The organism is Legionella navarrensis (assembly GCF_052527415.1).
The window spans coordinates 108,873-127,461 of record NZ_JBNVZR010000001.1; the positions used below are offsets into that span (position 1 = coordinate 108,873).

Sequence of the window (18,589 nt, forward strand, 5' to 3'; positions counted from 1 at the left end):
GTACAACACTCACTAGTCAATGGGATGGGTATGTAACTCACATTGCCTGCTGCGGTATTCACGATAGTGAACCCGACTCAACTCCTTTGATTCATCCGAATTGCCTACCAGATGCATGATGCGGCGGAAACGGTTAAAAAACGACGGAATATGATCAGATAAATTGAGCAGAATGTCGTTAAATCCCCGTGGTTCCTGTTGGTAGCCAATCTGCACCGGAGGAGGTGGCTCCGGGCCTTCGCCCTGCAGGTTATGAGGTATAAAACTGTCATCCCTGAAGGTCCAGAGCATTTCATCAATCAGCTCGGCCTGCTCCTGATTATCACAATACACAAAAACGCTGTGCCCGCGTAACCAGGCCTTTTCCAATAATCGACAGGCCAGCATCCAGCGATCGTCTGCCTTGTCGCTGGCCAGCAGATAAAAGTCAACGCGTGTTGGCATGGCGCAGCATCTGAACTAACAAAGGCACCGGGCGACCCGTGGCCTGACGCTTTTTACCAGAGACCCAGGCTGTTCCCGCTATATCCAGGTGAGCCCAGCGGTATTTTTTGGTAAAACGCGAAAGGAAACAGGCAGCTGTGATGCTGCCGGCACTGCGATCAAAGCCAGCATTGATCATATCAGCCATGGGGCTATCGATGGCATCCTGGTACACATCTGTCAAGGGCAGACGCCAGCAGGCGTCGGCACTGGCTTCTGAGGCGTTCAGAATGTCTCTGGCCAGTTCCTCGTCGGTGGTCATCAGGCCGCTGGTATGAGTGCCCAGGGCAACAATGACTGCTCCAGTCAGGGTTGCGATATCAATTACCCAGGCCGGGTTAAAGCGTTCGGCGTAGGTCAGGGCATCAGCCAGAACCAGACGGCCTTCAGCATCGGTATTCAATATTTCAATGCTCTGACCAGACATGCTGTTGACAATGTCACCAGGTTTGACGGCTGAGCCACTGGGCATGTTTTCAGCGCTGGCAATGAGGCCTATCAGATTTACAGGTAATTTAAGCTGTGCGCAGGCCTGCATGGTGCCGAGCACACTGGCCGCACCGGCCATGTCGTATTTCATTTCGTCCATGCTGTTGGCAGGTTTCAGAGACAAACCGCCGGAGTCGAAAGTGATTCCCTTGCCAACCAGAACGAAGGGCGCGCTGTTACCGCCGCCATCGTAACGCATTTCAATCAGGCAGGGCGGTTCAATGCTGCCCTGAGCTACGGCGAGTAAAGACCCCATGCCCATTTCGCGCATCTCGTCTTTGTCGAATATGCGGGTTTTGATGCTGCTGTATGTTTTAGACAGCTCACGTGCCTGATCAGCCAGGTACGAAGGGGTGCAGCGATTGGCCGGCAGATCAGCCAGATGGCGGGTCAGGCGAACGCCGTCGGCAACCGCTTCTGCTTCTTCCAGGCTGCTTTTGCTGGCGTGGGCCAGGCAAAACTGCACCGATTCCAGAGCATGAGGTTTTTTGTTGAGGGTTTTAAAATCAAGGGTTTGATAGCAGTGGGCATCCACCTGCAGCAGCATCTGGGTTAATTGCCAGTCGGCATCCTGTTTCTGTATCTGAGGCAGACAGAGTACAGCTGATTTGATGCGCTGTCTGAGCAGAGCAGTGCAGACGTCACTGAGCCGCTTACGCAGCTGATGCTGATCAAAATCCGCTTCCTTGCCGCAATGCAGAAGATACAGGCTGCTGCCATCGGCATCATAATGCCAGAGGCTGTCGCCGTTTTCCTGAAGACGGCCGGCCAGTCGATGGATAAGCTCCTGCTGCTGGTGCTGAAGACAGCCGGATCCGGTTACGGTATCCCGATCGGAAAATACCCCGAAAACCAGACATTCACTGGCTTGCGTGGGGGGTGTCTGAATCAATCCGTAATGCATTTTCACTTCCTATCGTCTGCAAAAGCTGCTAGTTTACAGAAAGTTGGTGGCTATGAGAATAGCCAGGTAGCAAACCGTCCGGGATACAGTGTGCTGATTTTTCGTTATTTGGCTAAAGAGGTTTTTATTACCCTGGCCTCGTTGACCACGATCCTCATGTTAATTTTCATGAGCAACCAGTTCGTTCGTTATCTCAGTCGTGCGGCCAGTGGGCAGATTCCCTTTACCATTATCATGAAGCTGATGATGCTGGAACTGCCCAACCTGATGGGACTGCTGCTGCCACTGGGATTTTTTGTCGCTCTGCTGATTGCCTATGGCCGTCTCTATGCGGACAGCGAAATGACCGTGCTGCAGGCCTGCGGCTATGGCCCGTCGCAATTGCTGAAACACAGTTATGTCATGGCCTTTGCTCTGTTTATACTGGTTGCCGTACTCATGATCTGGGCCAGCCCGAAAATTGCCATTGAGCGCGCAAGACTGTTGAAAACCTCAGGCATACAGACGTTGATTCAAACGGTCGTGCCCGGTCGGTTTACCGCCATCAGCGGCGGCAGGCAGGTGTTTTATGTTGAATCGATGAGCCGTGATCACACGCGTGCCGAACACGTGTTTCTTGCGCGGCAGGTTGTGCGCGACGAAAAACCACAATGGACCATTGTCTGGGCTGACAAGGCCTTTGCCGAAACGGATCCATCGAGCAGGGAAGATTACCTGGTACTGCTGAACGGTAACGAATACGAAGGCCTGCCCGGCCAGGCAAACTATCAGGTTGTTGAGTTTGAGCGTTATCAGGCCAGACTGCCGCATCCGCAGTTTTCTGCGCAAAGCGATATGCGGACAGCCGACACGGCCAGCCTGCTGCCTTTTCTCAATCCCGATACAAAAAAAGCCGCTGAACTGCAATGGCGCCTGTCGGTGCCGCTGATGATTCTGACTCTGACCCTGGTGGCTGTTCCCTTAAGCCGGGTGAATCCCCGCTCGGGTAAATTTGCCAAACTGCTGCCTGCGATCGTCTTATATATAGTCTACGCCAACTTTATGTTCATCGCCCGCAACTGGGTGGTGTCCGGAAAAGTGCCGGTCTGGCTGGGCATGTGGTGGATTCATGTTGTGGTGGCAGCACTGGGTCTGTTTCTGGTATGGCGTAATCAGGCGAGGCTTGGGTAAACCGTGATGAATCTACTGGAACGCTACATCGCCAAAACTGTGTTGTCTGCCATCGCACTCGTCACCCTGATGCTCGCGGGGCTGCAGATTTTTATTCTCTTTGTGAATCAGCTCGATGACCTTGGGCGAGGGGATTACGGTATTGTCCAGGCTGCATTTTATGTGCTGCTGCAGATGCCGTATCAGGTGTATCTGTTTTTCCCCCTGGCCAGTCTGCTGGGCTGCCTGGTGGGCCTGGGTATCATGGCCAATCATCGCGAGCTTATTGTGATGCGCGCGGCGGGTATGTCCATCAGCCAGATTACCTTCGCGGTATTAAAGGCCGCGGTTCTGGTGATTATTCTGGTGACGCTGATTGGCGAAACGCTGGTGCCGCGCATGGCCCGCATTGCCAGCGATCACAAAATGCAGGCCATCAGTGGCGGGCAGGCCCTGCGCACCGCCGGCGGTGTCTGGCTGCGTTATCAGAATGATTTTATTACCGTGGGTTCGGTGATGGCCGACGATACGCTGGAAAACGTGTATCAATTCCGCTTTGATGCAAAACACCGGATGCGTCTGGCGCGAAAAATCGACCATCTGACCTATGTAGACCAGCACTGGATAGCCTATGATGTGGCGGAAACCCTGCTGAATGATGAGCAGACGCTGACCCGCCAGGTGCCCCAGATGGACTGGGATGTGTCGGTGAAGCCGGCTATCCTTGGCGCCAACAGCAATGAACCGGATGAGATGACTCTGCATGAGCTGCGTCAGTATGTGCGCGTGCAGAAACGCAGTCATCAATCGGCATTAAACTACCAGCTGGCTTACTGGCAGCGACTGTTTCAGCCGCTGACCACGGTGGTGATGATGATTCTTGCCATTCCCTTTATCTTTGGCCCTTTGCGCTCGTCTACCATGGGATCCAAACTGCTGGTGGGCGCAACCGTTGGATTTGGTTTCCACATCATCAATCAGTTCTTCGGCCCGGTCAGTCAGGTGTATCAGATTCCTCCCTTACTTGCTGCACTGGGGCCAACGCTGGTGTTCGCTCTGCTGGGCGCGTGGCTGATGCGGCGGGTCAGATAGGGCTTAAAAAAACTTTGTATTATTTGTCCTCTCAGTGGATCATTTGTCCTCCCCGCGCAGGCGGGGAACCATGGTCAAATCAGGCTCGGAACCAGCTCCGGGATAGTTTCCCCCCCCTGCGCGGGAATGACGGACCGGAGTTTTGTCCGGTACAGAGTTCAATGACGAAAGATATCCAAAACAGGTATTAACTTTTCATGAACCTGGGTAAAATAAGCCACTTTCACCCTTTTTGCAGACACTATGCCTAAACGCACAGATATTCAATCGATTTTGATCCTTGGCGCAGGTCCTATTGTGATAGGCCAGGCCTGTGAATTTGATTATTCCGGAACGCAGGCCGTTCGCGCTTTGAAAGAAGAAGGCTATCGTGTGATTCTGGTTAATTCGAATCCCGCTACCATCATGACGGATCCCGAACTGGCCGATGCCACCTACATCGAACCCGTACAATGGCAGGAAGTCGCCCGCGTGATTGAAAAAGAGCGTCCGGATGCCCTGCTGGCAACCATGGGCGGTCAGACCGCACTGAACTGTGCTCTGGACCTGGTCCGGGAAGGGGTGCTGGAAAAGTATCAGGTGGAGATGATAGGCGCCACCCGTGAAGCGATTGACCGGGCGGAAGACCGGGATAAGTTTCGCCAGCTGATGAAAAAAATCGGTCTGGAAATGCCGCGTTCCGCCATTGCCCACAGCCTTGAGGAAGCCTTTCAGGTTCAGGCGCAGCTGGGATATCCCGTTGTGATTCGTCCCTCGTTCACCATGGGAGGCAGCGGCGGCGGTATTGCGTATAACCGGGAAGAGTTCGAGGAAATCTGTTCGCGTGGTCTGGAGCTGTCGCCGACTAACGAGTTACTCATTGATGAATCCGTACTGGGCTGGAAAGAGTATGAAATGGAGGTGGTGCGCGATAAAAACGACAACTGCATCATCGTCTGTACCATCGAAAACCTCGATCCGATGGGCGTTCACACCGGCGACTCCATCACAGTCGCACCCGCGCAGACCCTGACCGATAAAGAATTTCAGCGCATGCGTGACGCGGCGATTAAAGTGCTGCGCGCGGTGGGTGTTGATACCGGCGGCTCCAACGTGCAGTTTGCCGTGAATCCGCAGGACGGACAGCTGATGGTAGTGGAAATGAACCCGCGTGTGTCGCGCAGCTCGGCTCTGGCCTCGAAGGCAACAGGCTTTCCCATTGCTAAAATCGCCGCCAAACTGGCGGTTGGGTATACTCTCGATGAACTGGATAACGAAATCACCGGCGGCAAGACACCGGCATCGTTTGAGCCCAGCATCGATTACGTTGTGACCAAAATTCCCCGCTTCAATTTCGATAAGTTTCCGCAGACACCAACAACCCTGACCACACAAATGAAATCGGTGGGTGAGGTGATGGCTATTGGTTCCAATTTTCAGGCCTCCCTGCAAAAAGCAATTCGTGGGCTGGAAACAGGCCGCAGCGGGCTTGAGCCTCAGCTTAAAAAGGGCGACCAGGCCAAATTACGTGCCCATTTACGCGAGCCAACGCCGGATCGTCTGTGGTATATCGCAGATGCCTTCCGCCAGAATCTGACCTTGGACGAAATACATCAGGAAAGCCGGGTTGATCCCTGGTTTCTGGCTCAGATTGAAGAGCTGGTGAGCATGGAGCGCTTCCTGCATGGTAAGACCCTGAGCGATCTCGATGCTCTGACGATGCGGCGATTTAAGCAAAAAGGCTTTGCTGATGCCTATCTGGCCCGCCTGCTGTACTGCACGGAAGATCAGGTTCGTGCCCATCGCCTCGAGCTGGGTATCCGGCCGGTGTTCAAACGCATCGATTCCTGCGCCGGGGAGTTTCCCAGCGATACCGCTTACCTGTATTCTACTTACGAAGCCGCCAGTTCAGTCTGTGAATCGCGGCCAGAAGCCCATGATAAAAAAATCATGGTTCTCGGCGGTGGCCCTAACCGTATTGGTCAGGGTATCGAGTTTGATTACTGCTGCGTTCATGCCGCCATGGCTTTGCGTGAAGCGGGTTATCAAACCATCATGGTAAACTGCAATCCTGAAACCGTTTCAACCGATTTTGACACATCAGACCGCCTGTATTTTGAATCGGTCACGCTGGAAGATGTGCTGGCTATTGCCGAGATTGAAAAGCCGATGGGCGTGATTGTTCATTACGGCGGACAGACGCCGCTGAAGCTTGCCCGTGCGCTGGAAGCCAACGGCGTGCCGATTATTGGCACCTCGCCTGATGCCATCGATATGGCCGAAGATCGCGAACGTTTTCAGAAAATGGTCAATAAACTGAAGCTGCATCAGCCTGCCAACGGTACAGTTCGCAGTGAAGCGGAGGCAGTTGAACTGGCGAACCGTATTGGTTATCCTCTGGTTGTCAGACCCTCTTACGTACTCGGTGGACGAGGCATGGAAGTGGTGTATCACGAAGAGGATTTGCGTCATTATCTGGCGCATGCCGTTGCTGTTTCAAACGACTCGCCGGTATTGCTGGACAAATTCCTCTCGGACGCGATTGAGGTGGATATTGATGCGGTCTGTGATGGTAAGGACGTCATGATCGGCGCCATTATGGAGCACATCGAACAGGCTGGTGTGCATTCCGGTGACTCGGCATGCACCCTGCCACCGTTCAGTCTCAGCGTGGTGGTGCAGCAGGATTTGATAGAGCAGTTACGACAGATGGCGCTGGAGCTGGGGGTTGTCGGTCTGATTAACGCGCAGTTCGCCATACAGCACGACGATATCTTTGTGCTGGAAGTCAACCCACGCGCCTCACGTACGGTTCCATTTGTGTCAAAGGCAACCGGTTTGCCTCTGGCTAAAATTGCGGCACGATGCAAAGTGGGCATCAGTCTGAAGCAGCAGGGGCTGAGCCGGCATTATCCCATGCCATCTTTTTACTCGATTAAGCTGCCGGTGTTTCCATTCATCAAGTTTGCCGGTGTGGATTCCATACTCGGCCCGGAGATGAAGTCAACGGGGGAGGTCATGGGCATAGCCCGTCGTTTCGGGCAGGCTTATGCCAAGGCGCAGATTGGCGCTGGATGTAATATCGTCAAGCGTCGCCGCGCGTTTGTCTCTGTTCGGGATGCCGACAAGGCCCGGGTTGGTGAGATTGCCAAGCGTCTGGTACAGCTTGGCTTTGAAATCATTGCCACGCGGGGGACTGCCATGGTGCTGCATGCCGCGGGCATTGAATGCCGCCGGGTGTTCAAGGTAGCAGAAGGGCGGCCGCATGTGCTTGACTACATTAAAAATAATGAGATTGATTTCATTGTAAACACCACCGATGGTAAGCAGGCAATAGCGGATTCGTTCGCGATTCGCCGCAATGCCCTGCAGCATAAGGTGAGTTATACAACTACTTTGTCAGGCGCTGAAGCTGCGTGTCTGGCAATGAAATACGAAGACAGGGAAACGGTTACCCGTTTACAGGATTTACATTAGAGGTGCTTATGCAAAAACATCCTATGACCGTTCAAGGCGCAGAGGCGCTGAAAAATGAACTTCACCGCTTAAAATTCGTTGACAGACCGCGCATTGTTGAGGCAATCGCAACAGCGCGCGCTCATGGCGACCTGAAAGAAAACGCCGAATACCATGCTGCCCGCGAACAGCAGAGCTTTAATGAAGGTCGTATTCTCGAGCTTGAAGCGAAGCTGTCTAATGTCCAGATCGTAGACATCAGCAAGCTGACCAACAACGGTAAGGTCGTTTTTGGTTCTACCGTGCGTGTCTGCATGACGGCAACGGATACCGAGCGAACCTTTCAGATCGTGGGTGAGGATGAGGCTGATATTAAGGCGAACAAGATATCCTACAATTCTCCCATCGCACGGGCACTGATTGCCAAGGAAGTGGATGACACCGTTGTTGTGCAGACACCGGATGGTCCAGTCGAGTATGAAATTCTCGACGTTGAGTATATTTAACCGATAGTTATTCACTGCCATAAAACCGGATGAGGGTGATTTCATCAGACACGTTTCCCGGATTATGCGGGCGCTAATCCGGGCTACAAGGGATTTACGATAGTCGTTCACAACGGACACGTAGCCCGGATTAGGCGTAGCCGTAATCCGGGACGCCATGGTCATCCTGGCACGGTTCCACGTCAGTGGCCCGTTTCCCGGATTACGCGGGCGCTAGTCCGGGCTACAAGGGATTTACGATAGTCGTTCACAACGGACACGTAGCCCGGATTAGGCGTAGCCGTAATCCGGGACGCCATGGTCATCCTGGCACGGTTCCACGTCAGTGGCCCGTTTCCCGGATTACGCGGGCGCTAATCCGGGCTACAAGGGATTTACGATAGTCGTTCACAACGGACACGTAGCCCGGATTAGGCGTAGCCGTAATCCGGGACACCATGGTCATCCCTGCACGATTCTATGTTAATCATGCAGGGGATGCCATTGACCCTCTCTGCTCAATTGATAGGCGATTGCCTCTTCCGGCTCAATCACAACGAGTTTAATCCAGCCATTTAAAATCAATTCATTCAGACCTTTCTGCCGCGCCAGAATGTCTCCAACGATTCGGCGTTTGCCAAACACCAGCGTTAAAAGGCGCTGCGGCCTGTGATAGGGCTCTTCGTCGCTTATATTGACCGATTGCAGCGGCAGACCCGACATCAAGTCACTGCCATTCCCCTGCATTACCCCCACTTTTCCGGTGACATTGTGGGTGATTTTGCTGCCGCTGCCAAAGCCAGTGTTATCAAGTGTTGAGAAGAGGTATTGGGTATTGATCCACTCTGCTACGATTACTGGAGCTGTTAAAATGGCCTCCAGGGAACGACCGTCCTCATCCTGCTTCCACTCATAAGAATGAAGGAAGCAACGTCCATTCAGGTTAACATGCCTTGTCAGCTGGCGGGGGCCGATGATAATGGCCGCGTTGCGTGCCAGTCCCCATTCTGGTCTGACTTCGGCCCAGTCATTGCTCTGTTTAAGAGCGGTTTGCATGGCGTTTGATTGAGGATTCAGGCTGCGCGCCTGAGCCGTAATCTGGCGTGCCTGATGCAAATCCTGCCTTAACTGATCCAGGAGCCGCTGATGCGTCTGGTCTGTTGTCCCCGATTCAAATATCACCATCGCATCCGTAGTGGTATCATGTTCTGCCGCACAGAAGAGAGTATCGTCCGGGATAACAATACCTCGCTGTACCAGGGTCTTGCGCACGGAGCCAGCGTTTAAAATGGCGGCAATAATTCTGGCACTGGCGCCGCCATGATTACCGCCGCAGGCGCCACAATCCAGTGAGGAGGCATAGGGGTTATTCCTCGTGCTGCTGCGATGACCGCAAAAGACCACCAGTTGGGCAAAATTTTCGGTTAACCCCATGATTCTTAATACGGACTCCGCATAGTCTGCCTGCTCCGCCGGGGATATACCGTATCTGGAACCGGTGTCATCCCTGTGAATGGCAGGCTGTGTGGGTACGGTCGGCATCAGCAGGTGACTGAACCACGCTGATGCCCTGCTCGTAAGATTCGGAGCCATTGTTTTTGCCAGCATGGATAATCCGCACCAGAGGCCCAGTGTTTCCACCAGAGCAAACGGGCTGGAAAAATTATATTTTAAATCCTGGTACAGTTTTCTGAGCAGTCTGCTTCGTCCTCTTCCCTGCTCGTGTTTTCTGACACAGGCCAGGGCTGAGGAAATGGGACGTTCTGCGATGTCGTGCCGGGGCTTGAGCAGTACGGGGCATGCGTCTGTGCCTGTGCCCGTGTTGTAATGATGAACGCGCGCCGGAACACCAAAAAATCCGGCAAAGCCAAGAGTTTCATAGGGGCCAAGCGACTCAACACTGCGTCGATAGGCCTCTGAGCGAACATCAATACAAAAGACCAGTTGAGCCTGAGCGCGACCCCTTGTTTTTTTCATGCCCTTGAGCTGAGGCATGAGCTTGCGCATCAGCTCATGCTGGTATGCCTGTTCATCCTGTTCTATCTGCGCCACCAGCGCGTGAACAGAGGCCGTATCTTTTTTAAGGTTTTTTTTTTCCCAACGCGCTTCCGGCCACAGCACGCTTGTCAAAACCAGGCGAACGGCAACAAAATCCAGCAGCGTTACCGGGCATGAGCCGTCCATGACGTCCGGGTTTTTCCATTCCGAGCGCCATTTGACATACCCTGACCAACCGGGAAGACAGAACAGGTTTTCTCTGATAAATGAAGCCTGATGCTCAGGAGCAATGCCTGATTTGGAAAGGCATAAGCGGATACAGTCTTCCGCACGCTCGGGTAAATCAGCTAACCAGTTCCTGGTGTTCTGGCAGCCCTGGTGCAGAGCGTGGTCATAGACCGACAGGTTCACAAATGCACGATAGAAACCCAGGTGACGATCGGGGGCTTCGATGGTTCCCTGTCCCATATCCAGAAAAACACCGCACCACTTTATCAGCTCGCGATTGACCATTTCCAGTTTTGGAACGGCATGAGCCGAGCCAAACAGGCGTCTGGCCTCCACCAGCGCCTCTTCAAATGGCATGGATTCGAAGCCTCGTAAAGGATTGCAGGCAACGAATGTTTCCAGGGGCCATACAGGTGCAAGGCGCTCCGCGGCATTGCTTACCATTTCCGTGATACTCAATCCTGGCTGATTTTCTGACATTACGCCAGGCATCAGCTGCTCCCTGCTTACGTGTTTTTGTTTTACGGCATTGCTCGTGTTCATGTCGTGACTCCTTTTAAAACTGGTAGTTGTTACGAGTGGCGCTGATGGTGTCTGGATGAGGCTGGCTTCCATTCAGCGTGCTTACATAAAGCCTTTTCCAAAGGGAACTCTGTTGCAGCCTGAGTGAGGATTTGAAATTCATGCCGAGCCATAACAGCACGAACAGTGTGAAAACCAACAGGTGCATCGTATTCAGACCCGGAAGCATGTCGGCCGGGTAAGATGGGAAAAATGACTCAACAAAACGGATACTCCCGCCATACAGTAGCGCCAGCAAGGAAACAGTAATCAGTGCGGGTATCATCCTTCGGCGAGCTGAGCCACTGGCAAGAATAGAGCAGGCTGATTGCGTACCTGAGATGAACGCAAAGCCAACGAGGAAGGTTCCGGCCTGAAGAGTGAACAGCGATTTTCCCGTGATCAGTGCAAAAACAGCGGCACCGATAAGTCCTGGCAGAAAAGCGAGGAGCATGACAGTGAGTGAGTATTCGGCGGCCTTTTCCTTTTTTACCTTCAGGGCCGAACCCGAATTCAGAAACAGCGAGGCCTTGAACAGGCCATGCCAGCATAAATGAGCCACGGCCGCAGGAAAAAGTCCCAGCCCGCACTGCATCATCATGAATCCCATCTGCGCCAGGGTAGAATGAGCCAGCATGCGTTTGATATCGCTTTGCACCAGTTTCCACGCCGTGCCCAGAATCGCCGCCAGCGCTCCAGTCAGAAACAGGAGATGCAAAAAGAGGGGGGCGTTTAGAAGAAGGGGGGCAAAGCGGACTAAAATAAACCCGCCACCGTTAATGAACCCTGCGTGCATCAGAGCCGACACCGGGCCGGGTGAGTTCAATGAACTGGTCAGCCAGCGGTGGCAGGGCCACTGAGCGGATTGAGCTGCGGCACCTGTTATCAGAAGGCCGAGAATAGCGCTTAAGTAAACCAGTGGTATGCCGGCCGCCTGTGCGTTGATGTAGGTAATAGAGCTGCTTCCCGTTACCTGATACATCAGCAGAAAGGACAATAGCAGCGCCAGGCTTCCCAGGGACAGCGTTTTAATTGCCAGCAGGCCGGACTGCCTTGCTGCCTGCCACTCTCTTTTGTGTATCATCAATGAGACAAGTAAAAGATTGTTAAAGGACCAGCTCAGCCAGAGAAGCGCCAGATTATCAGCAAAAACCATCACAATCGCGCTGGAGCTAATTGCCGTCAGCTTAAGAAAATAAGGACGATACTGTCGGTCTCCTGCCATATAGCGCAGCGAGTACTGATGAACAACGAAGCTGACTGCCAGAATTAAGGTGCTCATCAACAACGACAGTCCATCGGTTTTGAAACCCCAGACTGCAGTCGCTGCGATATGATCAGGGTAGAAAAACATCGCCGCCAGGCTGCCTGTCAAACCCAGACCCAGCATGAACGACGAAAATCTGGCCCCTCGAACCGGATTTGCTTTGAAGAATAACGCGTTGACACTGAGACCAATGACTGGAAAAAGGATCATGAGGACAGGGTAGCTGATGAGTGGTCCGCTTAAATTAATCACTGCTTCTCCATTAGAATTTCGATTGATATTGAAAAACTATAGTCGAAATGCTAATATCAGTAAAATTAATAATATTTATTTTATCGATAAGGAATTCTAATGTCTCTCGATACGGTCACCCTGCAATGCTTTCTGGCGGTTGCGGATACAGGCAGTTTCACAAAGGCGGCTGACCGCGTAGGTCGAACCCAGTCAGCTGTCAGTCAGCAAATCGCCAAGCTTGAGCTCATCACCGAAAAATCGCTCATTAACCGTGGCAAAACCCTTTCCCTGACCACCGATGGCGAGCTTTTTCTGGGCTATGCAAGAAAGATTTTTGAATTGCATCGGGAAGCACTGGACCGCTTTAAGGAGCCTGAACTTGAAGGCGAAATTCGCTTTGGCTTACCCGAAGATTTTGCCACCATGATTTTGTCTGATGTTCTGGTTGAGTTTTCAAGACTGCATCCCCGGGTCATATTGAACGTGGAGTGTGACCTGACTCGTAATATTTTAAACAGGTTCACCCAGGGCAGCTCAGATATCGTATTACTGAAAACACATCAGCCTGAAAGTCTGCCGCATGCCAGAAACATCTGGAGTGAGGGGGTTGAATGGATAGGAAAGCCGGATTTTTTTTCAGCATTTGACAGCAACAGCATTATCCCCCTGGTCCTGTCACCTCCGCCCTGTGTTTATCGGGAGAATGTGATTCATACCCTGCAGAATGCCGGGCTTCGCTGGCGGCTTGTTTATTCGAGCACCAGTTATGCCGGAAAGATGGCGGCTGTTAAGGCGGGTCTTGGTATCACCGCAATTCAGCGTACCATGATTCCCGACTATCTTGAGTCAATCGACAGCCCCATCCTCCCGAGACTGAATGACATTCACATCTCGCTGCTCAAAAAAGAGGGAGCCGGTAAAGCAATAGAATCGCTGGAGTATTTTTTATTAAAGCGCTTAAGGCATTGATTTGTATACATTGTACCTTAAAATTCAGTATGCTCAGATATATTAGTTTAACCATTGTTTCAAAGGGAATTGTTGATAATGAAAGATAAAGGTGGAGCAAATGCCGTTTTTGAGGTTCTTGACCGATCTTCACTCTATTCAATCGGCATTATCAGCACCCTGATAAGCCTGCTTTCCCTTGTTGTTCCCATTGCCGCTCAAACCCTGATTAACATTGTTGCCTTTGGCAAGCTGCTGCAGCCTGTTATTACCTTGAGTGTTATCGTTTTTATATTGATGGTTGGTCTCGGGCTGTTGAGTGTCTGGCAAATGCTGATTATTGAAATTATTCAGCAAAAGCTGATGGTCAGGATAAGTCTGAAGCTGGCAAAACACTTCACTCATCTGTCGCCAGCGATTTTCTCAACACATAACGGCCCGGAGCTGGTTAATCGGTTTTTTGAAATCGTCGTGATCAACAAGGCACTGGCCAGTCTGTTGCTGTATGGTATTACTCTGGGTCTGCAGATGACCTTTGGTCTGATTCTGCTGCTTTTCTATCATCCGCTTTTTCTCTTTTTTGACGGCTTTATCATCATCAGTCTGTTACTTGTTATTTTTATTCCTTACCGAATTGCTGCGAGCAGCGCGAAAGAGGAGTGCGCGCAAAAGCATGTTACAGGCTCCTGGCTGGAAGAAATTTTAATTAACCGCTATTTATTTAAATACAATGAATACCCCCGCTACGTCATGGAGCAGGCCGATAAACGGCTGGTTGGCTTTTTAAAGGCGCGTAACCGCCACTTCAGACAGCTGGTTAAACACCAGATTGGCCTGTACGCCCTGTCGGCACTGGCCACCAGTTTACTACTGGGGCTCGGCGGCTACCTGATCATTAATAATCAGCTCAGCCTTGGTCAACTGGTTGCGTCTGAAATTGTTCTCGGCACCCTGATCTATGGCTTTAAGCGGCTGGGAGCGCTGCTTGAAAATTATTATGATTTGATTGCTTCAACAGAAAAAATTGATTTTGCGCTCAATGTTCCCCTTGAAAACTACCACAGTCAGGAGTTCGCCAATCACCTTCTGCCATCCATGAAGAGCATTCACCTCGGCATCAGTGATATACGTCTTTGCGCAGGCTCAGGATCAGCCGAGGTCCTCCTGTCACCAGTCGAGGCATCGCCGGCAAAGCCCTTGCTGCTTGTATTTAAACAAGAGGATGCCTGCAAAAATTTTGTTGAGTCCTTATCAGGTTTAAACGATATTTTATCGGCTGCCATCACGGTCAATGGTATTCCATGCACGCAGGCAACCCTGATTGCTCTACGCCGGCATAGCCTCCTGATACGCGAGCCGCAGTGGTTTGCAGGGAGCATATATCAAAACCTGGTGCTGAATCATGCCGGCGTTTCCATAGAGGCTATTTGCGAACTTTTGAAAAAACTGCATCTCCTTGAAAAAATAATGCAATGCCCGGATGGGCTCAATACCCTCATCCATGACTGGCAGACGGTATTTACCTTATCGGAGCTGATACAGTTAATGGTTGCGCGCGCCATCATTGACAACCCGCGGCTGCTCATCATCGATCGCAGTCTTGATGACTTGCAGGAGGATGAAATGGACAGGGTCATGCCCCTGTTGCTGGCAATGAAGCATACAACGCTGGTTATTACGACGCTAAAAAACCAAATCCCCCAACTGCCTGACCAAGTGGTGTGCTCCCTATGAAGCTTCATGCCTATGAGATGATTAAGAAACTGCCTAAACCTCAGAAAATTCTGCGTATCACCATGCTTTGTCTTATTCTTATCCTGACCTTTTTCGCCTTTGTGCCATGGCAGCAATTCGCTCTTGGCAATGGAAAGGTCATCGCCTTTTCCCCAACCGAGCGGCTGCATACGGTCAATTCGCCTATCAGTGGCCGCATAAAAAAATGGTATGTGGATGAAGGCGCTCATGTAAATCCGGGTGATCCCATCGTTGATATCAGCGATAATGACCCCGAGCTGCTGGCTCGTCTCGAGCTGGAGAGGGATGCCATTTTATTACGAATCAAGGCGAGCGGCGAAGCCATCAAGGCAGCGGAATCGAATGTCGTCCGCCAGAAAAAACTATATGAACAGGGTATTAATTCCAAACGGCAATATGAGCTGGCACAAATCGAATACGCAAAATACCAGAATGAACTGGCTCAGGCGAATATTGACAAGGTCAATGTCGATGTCAAAATAGCGCGTCAGAGTACCCAGCTGCTTAAGGCACAAACCTCCGGAATTATCTACAAGCGACTGACCGGTCAGGAAAGCGTTGTCGTGAATGCCGGGGCTGTGCTGGCTCAGATTATTCCTGATACACAGTCACGGGCAGTTGAGTTATGGATAGATGGGAACGATATTCCTTTTGTGCGTGTGAATCAAAAGGCACGTCTTCAGTTTGAGGGCTGGCCTGCCATTCAATTCAGAGGGTGGCCTGAAATAGCCGTGGGCACGTTCGGAGGTGTAGTCTCCTTTATTGATCCAACCGATAATGGCCTGGGTATGTTTCGTACGGTGATTGTTCCCGACGAGCCCTGGCCGGATACACGTTATTTGCGCCAGGGAGTGCGTGTGCATGGCTGGGTTCAGTTAGGCGAGGTTCCTTTGTGGTACGAACTGTGGCGGCAATTTAACGGGTTTCCACCAGAAAGTCAGAGTGAGTCAGGCAAAGCATGAACAAAACCATGAGTTACTGGAAAACCCCTTGTTTTTTGCTGTTATGGTGTTCGTCTTTTCTGGTTTTTGCTCAGGCTAAGCCCGGCGCCTTATCACTGGATACCATTTTACAGTCGGTTAATCAAAGTTATCCAAAAATCATTGCAGCGCGTTTACAGGTAGCCAGGGCACAGGGGGATTATCTGAGCGCACTTGGGCAGTTTGATCCTTATCTGAAAGCCGACACCCGCTCGCAGCCAGAAGGCGGTTATATCAATAATTACGCCAACAACGAGTTCAGCATCCCGACTCTGGCCAATGGCATACGGCTGTTTGCCGGATATCGCATCGGTCGTGGTGATTACCCTGTTTATTACCAGAATTATCTCACCAACTCGGGTGGGGAATATCGGGCGGGGGTTGCCATGCCTTTGCTGCGGGATTTTTTTATAGATAAGCAACGTACGGCATTGCTGTCTCAGGCAGAAACCATTGCCATGAGTGTGCATGATGTCGCCGCGACCAGGCTGTCGGTTTATCATGAGACGATTAAAGCCTATTGGCAATGGGTTGGAGCCGGTCTGCAGCTGCAGACCTTCAGGCATCTGTTGCATTTGGCACAAAAAAGGCAGGACGCCGTGGTCAGGCTGGCAGCGGCTGGCGATTTGCCTGCACTGGCTGTTGCTGAAAATCAGCAGATTATCATGCAGCGTCAGCAGCTGGTGAATCAGGGAACCATGCTGTACGAGCAGTCAGCGGTAGCGCTTTCTTTGTATTACCGCGATGAAAAGGGGCAGCCTCTGCTGCCCTCCGTCAGGCAACTGCCCTCGGCGGCGCTCGCTGAAAAACCGCACCCTATGGGCAACCCCGGTCAGACGCAACGCGAACTGATACGCCATCCTGCGATTCAAAAACTGGATCGATATTACCAGATCATCAGGCTAAAGCGGAATCTGGCAAAAAATGAATTATTGCCCAACCTCGATGCGGTGGCCTACACATCCAAGCAATACGGAACGGGCGCTGATCCCAAGCTTCTGCCTCAGGCCGCATTGGTGGGGGTTCATTTTAAATTCCCTGTTTTCCGGCGGGAGGCTAAGGGAAAAATCATCAGTACAACCAGTGAGCTCAGACAAATAGAGACAGAAAGACAGCTGTTGTATGAGCAGCTCAATAATCAGTTTTCCAACCTGCTGATAGCGCTCGGAAGATACCGGCAGCAATGGAAACTGTTAAGTCAGGAACTGAAACTGGCTCAGCAGGTGGAGGCGGGTGAGGCCAAAAAATTTCATGAAGGAGACAGTACACTTTTTCTGGTTAACCAGCGCGAACAAAGTACCGCGCAAGTGCAGTTGAATTTGATCAACGTAAGCGTCAACCTTCAGGAAACACGTGCCCTGGTCCGATTTTTTGCTACAACGCGCTGATCTCAGCCCAGAGATTTTCTGTTTTCGTCGTTAATGATAAAAAACAGTGCCATCATCAGGATGACAATAAGCACCAGCAGAGTAGTCAGCTCATCGGCTGAGTCAATCGACAGCATTGTGGTCAGATACCCAATCAGTCCTATTAACATCATTTGTCCGGTGGTCAGCAAGGCCATGGATGTGGCAACATTACCTCTCAGGGAACACAAGGCCATGGCGAGAGCGTTTGGAAAGATGAATCCCTGACCAAATATCAGCAAAAAGATGGGAACTGACACGGAAAGCGCAGTAAACCAGGAAAAAAGCATAAAAAACAGCATAAGAGCCGAAGATACCAGCATAATATAAAGCCCATATAAAACAGCCCTTTCGACAGGGATTTTTCTGATTAACCGGGCATTCACCAGCGTGCCAGACAGGTAACAGGCCGCAACAAGCAACAACAGCCATCCAAATCGTATTGGGCTGACTGCAAACACCGTCTGATAAATAAAGGGTGCAATGGTATAAAAGGCGATGGTCAGCGAAAAACTAAGCCCTGTTAAGAGGATATAGCCAATAAAGCGCCTGTTCCTGATGCTGCGACGATAAATCCTCAGCGTGTTTTTTATGGTGTTGGTTTTTCGCTTCCGGTGCGATTCTGGTAACCCCAGGAGAACAAAAACAAAAACGACCAGGGCAAGGTAAAATATGGCGTAGAAATTTGCGCGCCAGCCAAACCAGGTCAAGATATAACCTCCTGCTACCGGCGCCACCATGGTGATGACTGCCCAGCAGGCCGACATGCGCGATGACAGTATGGCCAGGGATTCTCCCGATGTAATGTCCCAGGCCATGGCCGAGGTTGATATCTGCAGCGCTCCACTGGCTATACCCTGCAACAGCCGACAGAACAGCAGAACGTTGATAATCGATGTTTCGGCGCAACCAAGGCTTGCGGCAAGATAAAGGAGCAGGGCGCCGATTAATATCGGTTTTCGCCCAAAACTGTCTGACAGAGGTCCGGCCACTAATGGGGATAAGCCAAAGCCCAGCAGGTAGAAAATCAGCGAGTGCTGGATATTCGCGGGTGTTACCTGAAAGTACTCAGCCATGGTGGGAAGTGCTGGCAAATAGATATCGATTGCAACCTGTTGCAGGATAATCAGAAAAAAAATACTCGGCAGAACGCGCTTACTCATGATTTGCGGAAA

At 51.5% G+C, this 18,589-nt stretch carries 13 protein-coding genes; 8 read left to right on the forward strand and 5 right to left on the reverse strand.

What is annotated here, in order from left to right:
* Positions 1-12: 12 nt before the first annotated feature.
* Together ACQUTA_RS00420 and ACQUTA_RS00425 are read right to left on the reverse strand one after the other, a co-directional pair.
* Positions 13-444 (reverse strand): DNA polymerase III subunit chi, encoded by a 432-nt coding sequence (locus ACQUTA_RS00420; RefSeq protein WP_444986134.1) that lies wholly within the window; start codon positions 442-444, stop codon positions 13-15.
* Positions 428-1,876: a leucyl aminopeptidase gene (locus tag ACQUTA_RS00425; protein ID WP_444986136.1), complete on the reverse strand. Its 1,449-nt coding sequence runs from the start codon at positions 1,874-1,876 to the stop codon at positions 428-430. The genes ACQUTA_RS00420 and ACQUTA_RS00425 overlap by 17 nt, the downstream gene beginning before the upstream one ends.
* A gap of 90 nt (positions 1,877-1,966) precedes the next feature.
* Between ACQUTA_RS00425 and lptF the strand changes: the two genes are divergently transcribed.
* From lptF to greA, 4 genes are all read left to right on the forward strand, one after another.
* A complete protein-coding gene (lptF, locus tag ACQUTA_RS00430) occupies positions 1,967-3,046 on the forward strand; it encodes an LPS export ABC transporter permease LptF (RefSeq protein ID WP_444986138.1) in 1,080 nt (359 codons plus the stop codon).
* Positions 3,047-3,052: 6 nt separating this feature from the next.
* Entirely contained in the window at positions 3,053-4,117 is a 1,065-nt protein-coding gene (lptG, locus tag ACQUTA_RS00435; RefSeq protein ID WP_444986439.1) for an LPS export ABC transporter permease LptG, read from the forward strand.
* 243 nt (positions 4,118-4,360) lie between these two features.
* Positions 4,361-7,573, forward strand: a complete 3,213-nt coding sequence (carB, locus tag ACQUTA_RS00440; protein WP_444986140.1) for a carbamoyl-phosphate synthase large subunit — start codon at positions 4,361-4,363, stop codon at positions 7,571-7,573.
* An 8-nt stretch (positions 7,574-7,581) separates the two neighbouring features.
* The gene (greA, locus tag ACQUTA_RS00445) at positions 7,582-8,058 is read left to right on the forward strand and encodes a transcription elongation factor GreA (protein WP_444986142.1); all 477 of its coding nucleotides are present in this window, start codon (positions 7,582-7,584) and stop codon (positions 8,056-8,058) included.
* A 462-nt stretch (positions 8,059-8,520) separates the two neighbouring features.
* Here the strand turns inward: greA and ACQUTA_RS00450 are convergent, their stop codons facing one another.
* Positions 8,521-10,806: a DUF2309 domain-containing protein gene (locus ACQUTA_RS00450; protein WP_444986144.1), complete on the reverse strand. Its 2,286-nt coding sequence runs from the start codon at positions 10,804-10,806 to the stop codon at positions 8,521-8,523.
* 13 nt (positions 10,807-10,819) lie between these two features.
* A complete protein-coding gene (locus tag ACQUTA_RS00455) occupies positions 10,820-12,343 on the reverse strand; it encodes a proton-conducting transporter transmembrane domain-containing protein (RefSeq protein ID WP_444986146.1) in 1,524 nt (507 codons plus the stop codon).
* 99 nt (positions 12,344-12,442) lie between these two features.
* Here ACQUTA_RS00455 and ACQUTA_RS00460 point away from each other — a divergent pair, with 99 nt between their 5' ends.
* From ACQUTA_RS00460 to ACQUTA_RS00475, 4 genes are all read left to right on the forward strand, one after another.
* Positions 12,443-13,294 carry a LysR substrate-binding domain-containing protein gene (locus ACQUTA_RS00460; protein ID WP_444986148.1) on the forward strand — a complete coding sequence of 284 codons (852 nt, stop codon included), beginning with the start codon at positions 12,443-12,445 and terminating at the stop codon, positions 13,292-13,294.
* A gap of 78 nt (positions 13,295-13,372) precedes the next feature.
* The gene (locus ACQUTA_RS00465; protein ID WP_444986150.1) at positions 13,373-15,007 is read left to right on the forward strand and encodes an ABC transporter transmembrane domain-containing protein; all 1,635 of its coding nucleotides are present in this window, start codon (positions 13,373-13,375) and stop codon (positions 15,005-15,007) included.
* Positions 15,004-15,990, forward strand: a complete 987-nt coding sequence (locus ACQUTA_RS00470; protein WP_444986152.1) for an HlyD family secretion protein — start codon at positions 15,004-15,006, stop codon at positions 15,988-15,990. Before ACQUTA_RS00465 ends, ACQUTA_RS00470 begins: the two co-directional genes overlap by 4 nt.
* Complete coding sequence (locus ACQUTA_RS00475; protein WP_444986154.1) at positions 15,987-17,396, forward strand: TolC family protein; 1,410 nt, start codon at positions 15,987-15,989, stop codon at positions 17,394-17,396. The genes ACQUTA_RS00470 and ACQUTA_RS00475 overlap by 4 nt, the downstream gene beginning before the upstream one ends.
* A gap of 2 nt (positions 17,397-17,398) precedes the next feature.
* On the opposite strand, the gene ACQUTA_RS00480 is transcribed toward ACQUTA_RS00475, so the two are convergent.
* A complete protein-coding gene (locus ACQUTA_RS00480; RefSeq protein WP_444986156.1) occupies positions 17,399-18,577 on the reverse strand; it encodes a multidrug effflux MFS transporter in 1,179 nt (392 codons plus the stop codon).
* Between the last annotated feature and the right edge of the window lie 12 nt (positions 18,578-18,589).

What these genes read in the sequence shown, in the direction of transcription:
- ACQUTA_RS00420 (WP_444986134.1), bottom strand. Translation starts at nt 444, where the DNA reads ATGCCAACACGCGTTGACTTTTATCTGCTGGCCAGCGACAAGGCAGAC.
- ACQUTA_RS00425 (WP_444986136.1), bottom strand. Translation starts at nt 1,876, where the DNA reads ATGCATTACGGATTGATTCAGACACCCCCCACGCAAGCCAGTGAATGT.
- lptG (WP_444986439.1), top strand. Translation starts at nt 3,053, where the DNA reads ATGAATCTACTGGAACGCTACATCGCCAAAACTGTGTTGTCTGCCATC.
- carB (WP_444986140.1), top strand. Translation starts at nt 4,361, where the DNA reads ATGCCTAAACGCACAGATATTCAATCGATTTTGATCCTTGGCGCAGGT.
- greA (WP_444986142.1), top strand. Translation starts at nt 7,582, where the DNA reads ATGCAAAAACATCCTATGACCGTTCAAGGCGCAGAGGCGCTGAAAAAT.
- ACQUTA_RS00450 (WP_444986144.1), bottom strand. Translation starts at nt 10,806, where the DNA reads ATGAACACGAGCAATGCCGTAAAACAAAAACACGTAAGCAGGGAGCAG.
- ACQUTA_RS00460 (WP_444986148.1), top strand. Translation starts at nt 12,443, where the DNA reads ATGTCTCTCGATACGGTCACCCTGCAATGCTTTCTGGCGGTTGCGGAT.
- ACQUTA_RS00465 (WP_444986150.1), top strand. Translation starts at nt 13,373, where the DNA reads ATGAAAGATAAAGGTGGAGCAAATGCCGTTTTTGAGGTTCTTGACCGA.
- ACQUTA_RS00470 (WP_444986152.1), top strand. Translation starts at nt 15,004, where the DNA reads ATGAAGCTTCATGCCTATGAGATGATTAAGAAACTGCCTAAACCTCAG.
- ACQUTA_RS00475 (WP_444986154.1), top strand. Translation starts at nt 15,987, where the DNA reads ATGAACAAAACCATGAGTTACTGGAAAACCCCTTGTTTTTTGCTGTTA.
- ACQUTA_RS00480 (WP_444986156.1), bottom strand. Translation starts at nt 18,577, where the DNA reads ATGAGTAAGCGCGTTCTGCCGAGTATTTTTTTTCTGATTATCCTGCAA.